Annotated in this window: 4 protein-coding genes; all 4 read left to right on the top strand. The window is 71.1% G+C overall.

Annotation, left to right across the window (positions count from 1 at the left end; translation table 11 throughout):
- Positions 1-76 precede the first annotated feature (76 nt).
- Complete coding sequence (locus AB0G02_RS24425) at positions 77-3,007, top strand: glycoside hydrolase family 48 protein (RefSeq protein WP_360797785.1); 2,931 nt, start codon at positions 77-79, stop codon at positions 3,005-3,007.
- A gap of 270 nt (positions 3,008-3,277) precedes the next feature.
- A complete protein-coding gene (locus tag AB0G02_RS24420; protein ID WP_360797784.1) occupies positions 3,278-5,806 on the top strand; it encodes a glycoside hydrolase family 3 C-terminal domain-containing protein in 2,529 nt (842 codons plus the stop codon).
- Position 5,807: 1 nt separating this feature from the next.
- Positions 5,808-6,806, top strand: a complete 999-nt coding sequence (locus AB0G02_RS24415) for a LacI family DNA-binding transcriptional regulator (protein WP_360797783.1) — start codon at positions 5,808-5,810, stop codon at positions 6,804-6,806.
- A 52-nt stretch (positions 6,807-6,858) separates the two neighbouring features.
- On the top strand, positions 6,859-7,182 hold the full coding sequence (gene cutA, locus AB0G02_RS24410; protein WP_360797782.1) for a divalent-cation tolerance protein CutA: 324 nt from the start codon (positions 6,859-6,861) through the stop codon (positions 7,180-7,182).
- Positions 7,183-7,209 lie beyond the last annotated feature (27 nt).

Genomic DNA, 7,209 nt, shown 5'->3' with positions numbered 1-7,209 from the left:
GCCCGACTCCACCACCACCGCCCACCGCCCTTTGAAGCTCGCGGGTCAATGGCTGATCCGTGCAGGAGGAGGACGCATGAGGTACCGCACCAGAGCGGGACGGTTGCGCACCGGTCCGCTCGCGCTGATAGCCGCGGCGGCGACCGCCGCGGGTGTTATGCCGTTCGTCGCGCCGGTGGCGAACGCGGCCGTCGCGTGTACGGTCAACTACCAGGTCAGCAGCCAGTGGCAGGGTGGCTTCGGGGCCAACGTGAGCGTCCGCAACGAGGGCGACGCGGTCAACAACTGGCGCCTCACGTGGACCTTCCCGGACGGCCAGCGCGTGCAGCAGGGCTGGAACGGCACGTTCAGCCAGAGCGGTTCCGCGGTCACCGTGGCGGCGCCGACCTGGTCGCCGAACCTCGGCACCGGGGCCACGGTCACGCCGGGCTTCAACGGTTCCTGGACCGGTCAGAACCGGCCGCCGACGGACTTCGCGCTCAACGGCGTCCGCTGCACGGGCCCGAACGTCAACGTCAACCCGACGGCGTCGCTGACGTCGCCGACCTCGGGCCAGGCGTTCCAGGTCGGCCAGGCGGTCTCGCTGGCCGCCACCGCGGCGGACACCGACGGCACCATCGCCAAGGTCGACTTCGTGGCCGACGGCGTGGTCGTCGCGACCGACACCACGGCCCCGTACACGGGTTCGTGGACCGGAGCGACCGCGGGCGAGCACTCCATCGCGGCGCGCGCCACGGATGACAAGGGCGGCGTGGGCACCTCCACCGCCGTCGGCATCCGGGTGCTCGCGGGCCAGACCATCCAGGTCAGCCCGGCGACGCTGAACGTCAAGCAGGGCGGCACCGGCACCTTCGGCGTCTCCCTGGCCACCGCGCCGACCTCGTCGGTGACGGTCGCCGTGGCCCGTTCGGCGGGCAGCACCGACCTCACGGCCGCTCCGACGTCGCTGACGTTCACCACGTCGAACTGGGCGACCAAGCAGAACGTGACGGTCACCTCGGCGGCCAACGGCGGCGACCTGGCCTCGGCCACGTTCACCGCGAGCGCCACGGGCATCACGTCCGGCTCGGTGGAGGTCAAGGAGACCTCGGCGGACACCTCACCGTTCGAAGAGGCGTTCCTCGAGCAGTACAACAAGATCAAGGACCCGGCCAACGGCTACTTCCGCAACTTCAGCGGGCTGCTGGTGCCGTACCACTCGGTCGAGACGTTCATGGTGGAAGCGCCCGACCACGGGCACGAGACCACGTCCGAGGCGTTCAGCTACTACCTGTGGCTGGAGGCGAGCTACGGTCGGATCTCCGGTGACTGGGCTCCGTTCAAGGCGGCTTGGGCCTCCTTGGAGCGCTACATCATCCCGGCGCACGCCGACCAGCCGACCAACGACAAGTACAACGCCGCGAAGCCGGCGACGTACGCGCCCGAGCACCCGCGGATGGACCTGTACCCGTCCGTCCTGGACTCCGGCGTCCCGGTCGGTTCCGACCCGATCGCGGCCGAGCTGAAGACCGCCTACGGCACGGACGACATCTACGGCATGCACTGGCTGATCGACGTCGACAACACCTACGGCTTCGGCCGCTGCGGTGACGGCACGACCGCGCCCGCGTACATCAACACCTACCAGCGCGGCTCGTCCGAGTCGGTGTTCGAGACCATCCCGCAGCCCTCGTGCGACACGTTCAAGCACGGTGGCCCCAACGGGTACCTCGACCTGTTCACCAAGGACGCGTCGTACGCCAAGCAGTGGAAGTTCACCAACGCCCCGGACGCCGACGCGCGTGCGGTGCAGGTGGCGCTGCTGGCCCAGCAGTGGGCGACCGCGCAAGGCAAGGCCTCCGAGATCTCCGCGGAGACCGCCAAGGCGTCCAAGATGGGCGACTACCTGCGGTACGCCATGTTCGACAAGTACTTCAAGAAGATCGGCGGCTGCACCAGCCCGTCCTGCGCCGCCGCCAGCGGCAAGGACAGCGCGCACTACCTGATGTCCTGGTACTACGCGTGGGGTGGCGCGACCGACACGTCCGCGGGTTGGGCGTGGCGCATCGGTGACGGCGCGTCGCACCAGGGTTACCAGAACCCGCTCGCGGCTTACGCGTTGTCGCAGAACGCGGCGCTGAAGCCGAAGTCGGCCACGGCCGTGGCGGACTGGACGAAGAGCCTGGACCGCCAGCTCGAACTGCTGCAGTGGCTGCAGTCCGCCGACGGCGCGATCGCCGGTGGTGTCACGAACTCGTGGGAGGGCAAGTACGGTGCGCCTCCTTCGGGCACGCCGACCTTCTACGGCATGTACTTCGAGCAGCACCCGGTCTGGCACGACCCGCCGAGCAACCGGTGGTTCGGCTTCCAGACCTGGCAGATGGAGCGCACCGCCTCGCTGTACCAGATGACCGGTGACGCGCGGGCCAAGAAGATCCTCGACAAGTGGGTCCCCTGGGCCATCGCGAACACCACCGTCGGCACCGGCGGGAACTTCCAGATCCCGTCCGACATCAACTGGACCGGTGCGCCGGACACCTGGAACGCGACCACTCCGGGTTCCAACGCGAACCTGCGCGCCACGGTGCTGAACTACAGCCAGGACGTCGGCATCGCCGCGTCGTTCGCCAAGACCCTGCTCAACTACGCGGCCAAGGCGGGCAACGCCCAGGCCAAGACCGTGGGCGAGGGCCTGCTGACGGCGCTGCTGTCGCACAAGGACGACAAGGGCATCGCCGTCCCGGAGACCCGCGCCGACTACAACCGGCTCGACGACCCGTACAACTCGTCCACGGGCGAGGGCGTCTACGTGCCCTCCGGTTGGACGGGCAAGATGCCGAACGGTGACGTGATCAACGGCACCTCGACCGCCCTGTCGATCCGGTCGTTCTACAAGAACGACCCGGACTGGCCGAAGGTTCAGGCTTACCTGAACGGCGGCCCCGCGCCGACCTTCACCTACCACCGGTTCTGGGCTCAGGCCGAGATCGCGACCGCGTTCTCGCTGCACTCGGAACTGTTCGGGTAGACCCAGGAAGGTCGCCGGCACCCCCCTCACGACGTGGTGAGGGGGGTGTTCGGCGTGTCGCGACCCGTCTCAACAGTCGAATTCATTCGACGCGGACGTCGCTCCTGAAACAAGCGTGAAACTTCGGTGTTGACTCCGCCGAGAGAGCTGTGCCACATTTCTGGCACCCCGCCTCGCTGACCCAGGTAGGCGACGTTGTCGCAGCTATCGAAACGATTCGATTCAGTGAGCTGCACCTTCGAACAATTCGACGACCGCGAGAGGTGTGCCGTGGACCCGCAGCCGTTCCGCGATCCGGGTCTACCGGTCGAGGACAGGGTGGACGACCTGCTCGGCCGGCTGACCGACGAGGAGAAGGTGTCGCTGCTGCACCAGCACCAGCCCGCCGTGCCGAGACTGGGCCTGGCGGCGTTCCACACCGGCATGGAAGTGCTCCACGGCGTCGCCTGGCTGGGTGTGGCCACGGTGTTCCCCCAAGCGGTCGGGCTGGGGTCCACCTGGGACACCGGGTTGGTGCGGCGGGTGGGCGAGGCGGTCGGCGTCGAGGCGCGCGGCTTCCACCACCGCGACCCGGTCGAGCACTGCCTGAACGTGTGGGCGCCGGTGGTGAACCCGCTGCGCGACCCGCGGTGGGGGCGCAACGAGGAGGGCTACTCCGAGGACCCGACGCTGACCGCGGCGATGGGCACGGCCTACGCGTCCGGCCTGCGCGGCGACCACCCGCGCTACCTGCGGACCGCGCCGACGCTGAAGCACTTCCTGGGCTACAACAACGAGGACGACCGCTGCGTCACGTCGTCGGACCTGCGGCCGCGGGTGCTGCACGAGTACGAGCTGCCGTGCTTCCGCGGCCCGGTCGAGGCGGGCGCGGCGGTGGCCGTGATGCCGTCCTACAACCTCGTCAACGGCCGTCCCGCGCACCTGAGCCCCTTGCTGGAGCAGGAGTTGCAGACGTGGTCGCCGGACGGGGTCGCGGTGGTCAGCGACGCGTACGCGCCGTCGAACGTGGCCGGGTTGCAGGCGTACCTGCCGACCCAGGCAGAGGGCCACGCCGCGCTGCTGCTCGCGGGCCTGCACAGCTTCACCGACCAGGACGCCGACCCGACGCTGATGGTGGAGAGCGTCACCACGGCGATCAAGGACGGCCTGCTGGAGCAGGACGTGGTGGACCGGGCCGTCGGCCGGGTGCTCGCCCTGCGGTTCCGGCTCGGCGAGTTCGACCCGGTCGAGGACAACCCCTACGCGGGCATCACCTCGGACGTGATCGGCACGCACGGCGAACTCGCACTGGAGTCCGCGCGGCAGGCCGTCGTGCTGCTGCGCAACGAGTCCCTGCTGCCGCTGGCGCCGGGCGGGGATCTCGCCGTCATCGGCACGCACGCGGACGCGCTGTTCGAGGACTGGTACAGCGGCACCCCGCCCTACCGGGTGACCGTCCGGAGGGGACTGGAGCAGTTCGCGTCCGTCACCTGCGTCGAGGGCGTCGACCGGATCGCGCTGCGCGCGGCGGACGGCCGCTACCTCGGTGTGCGGGGCGGGGTCGTGGGCCTGGGGGAGCGGGCCCTGTTCGACCGCTTCGACTGGGGCGACGGGGTGTGGGCCCTGCGCGACGTGGGGTCGCGCCGGTACCTGGGCGTGGCGGAGGACGGTGCGCTGGTGGCCACCGCGACCGCGCCGGGCGGCTGGGACGTGCGCGAGCTGTTCGAACCGCGGCTGGGCTCCGGCGGTGTGGTGCTGCGCAACAAGGTCCAGGGGACCGACACCGAGCCCTTCGAGGTCGAACGCGTGGTGGACGGGATCGCGGCGGCGGTCGAGGCGGCGAAGCGGGCCGACACCGCGGTGCTGGTGCTGGGCAACGACCCGCACGTCAACGGCCGGGAGACCGAGGACCGCACCACGCTGCGCCTGCCGTCGCTCGACCTCGTGCGCGCGGTCCGCGAGGCCAACCCGCGGACGGTGCTGGTGCTGGTGAGCAGCTACCCGTACGCGCTGGACGGCGAGGAGGAGCACCTGCCGGCCATCGTGTGGACCGCGCACGGCGGTCAGGAGCAGGGCCGTGCGGTGGCCGAGGCGTTGTTCGGCGCGTTCTCGCCCTCGGGCAGGCTCACCCAGACCTGGTACCGCTCCGACGACGACCTGCCGGACATCTTCGACTACGACATCATCCGCGCGGGCACCACGTACCTGTACTTCACCGGCGAGCCGCTGTTCCCGTTCGGCCACGGCCTCGGCTACACCACGTTCGAGTACTCCGAGCTGCGGTGGGCCGACGGCGTCGCGCGGGTCTCGGTCACCAACACCGGTGAGGTCGCCGGCGCGGAGGTCGTGCAGCTGTACTCCTCGGCGCTGGACTCGCGGGTGCGCCAGCCGGTGCGCAAGCTCCAGTCGTTCCACCGGGTGCACCTCGCGCCGGGTGAGAGCGCGACCGTCGAGCTGCCGACCGACCAGCTGTGGCACTGGGACGTCACCACGGGCCGCCGGGTGGTCGAGGCGGGCCGGTACGCGCTGTGCGCGGGCTCGTCGTCGCGGGACATCCGGGCCCGGCTGGTCGTGGACGTGCCGGGGGAGACCATCGCACCCCGCGCGGGTGTGCTGCCCGCCCTGGACTTCGACGACTGCGACGGCGTGCGGCTGGTGGACGACGAGGTGGTGTTCACCCGTGCCGGGGCGTGGATCGCCTTCCACGACGTCACACCGGGGGAGCGCTCCGCGCCACCGGGCACGCGGCTCTCGGTCGACGGCACGACGGTCACGCTCACCGCCGTGGTGGCGGGCGCGCAGGTGCGGGAGGTGCGTTGACGTGGTCACCATCGCCGATGTGGCGCGGCACGCGGGCGTCGCGCCCAGCACCGTGTCGTACGTGCTCACCGGTCGCCGCTCGATCTCCTCGGCCACCAAGGCCAGGGTCGAGGCGAGCGTGCGGGCACTGGGCTACCACCCGCACGCGGGGGCCAGGTCGTTGGCCAGCAACCGGGCGAACGTGCTGGCGCTCGTGCTGCCGATGCGCGAGGGCATGCACATGCCGGTGCTGATGCAGTTCGTCGTCGCGGTCGCCACCGCGGCCCGCAGGCACGACCACGACGTGCTGCTGGTGACCGCCGACCAGGGCGCGGCGGGACTGCGCCGGGTGGCGGGCAGCGCCCAGGTCGACGGGCTGCTCGTGATGGACGTGGAGATGCACGACGAGCGCGTGCCCGTGCTGCGGGACCTGGACCGGCCGTCGGTGCTCATCGGCTTCCCCGCCGACGCGGCCGGCCTGACGTGCGTGGACCTGGACTTCGCCGAGGCGGGCTCGCGGTGCGTCGACCACCTGGCCGACCTCGGCCACACCTACGTGGCGCTGGTCGGCGCACCGCGCGCGGTCTACCAGCGCGACACCGGCTTCGCGCACCGCACCATGGCCGGGTTCAGCGCGGCGGCGATGCGCCGCGGCGTCTCGTCCACCACCCTGCCCACCGAGACCGACCACGAGTCGGTCCGGGTGGCCATCACGGGGCTGCTGGAGCGCCACCCCGCGGTGACGGGCCTGGTGGTGCACAACGAGGCCGCGTTGCCGTCCGTGGTGGAGGTGCTGCGGTCGTTGGGGCGCAAGGTGCCCGACGACATCGCGGTGATCGCGATCTGCCCGGACGACCAGGCCGAGCGGCTGATGCCGCCGCTGACCTCGGTGGCCGTGCCCGCCGAGCAGCTGGGCCACCACGCGGTCGCGCTGCTGATGGCCAAGCTGGACCGGAACCCGACACCCCCGCTGACCCTGCTGCCGCCGCGGCTGACCGAACGGGCCAGCACGACCCGCTGACCGAGCCGCGCCCGTGCGGCCGGGCCCCGCCGGCCCCGCTAGCCTCGGGTGGATGAGCGACAACCACGTCGTGGTCATCACCACCACGGACAGCGAGGACGCGGCCGGCACGCTGGCGCGGGCGGTCGTGGAGGCGCGACTGGCGGCGTGCGTGCAGATCAGCAGTCCCGTCCGCAGCGTCTACCGGTGGGACGGCGAGGTGCACGACGACCGCGAGTGGCAGCTGTGGATCAAGACCGCCTACGACCGGGTGGACGAGCTGACCGAGTTCGTCAAGCAGCACCACACCTACGACGTGCCCGAGGTGCTGGCGCTGCCGGTGCTCGGCGGCAACACCGACTACCTGGCCTGGATCACCGACGAGACCCGCCGTTGACCGGACGCCGTGACCGCCGCCGCGCCC

Source organism: Actinosynnema sp. NPDC023658 (assembly GCF_040639995.1).
Lineage (GTDB): Bacteria > Actinomycetota > Actinomycetes > Mycobacteriales > Pseudonocardiaceae > Actinosynnema.
Note: the sequence above shows the minus strand (reverse complement) of the source record. Positions and strands in the feature narration are given on the sequence as shown.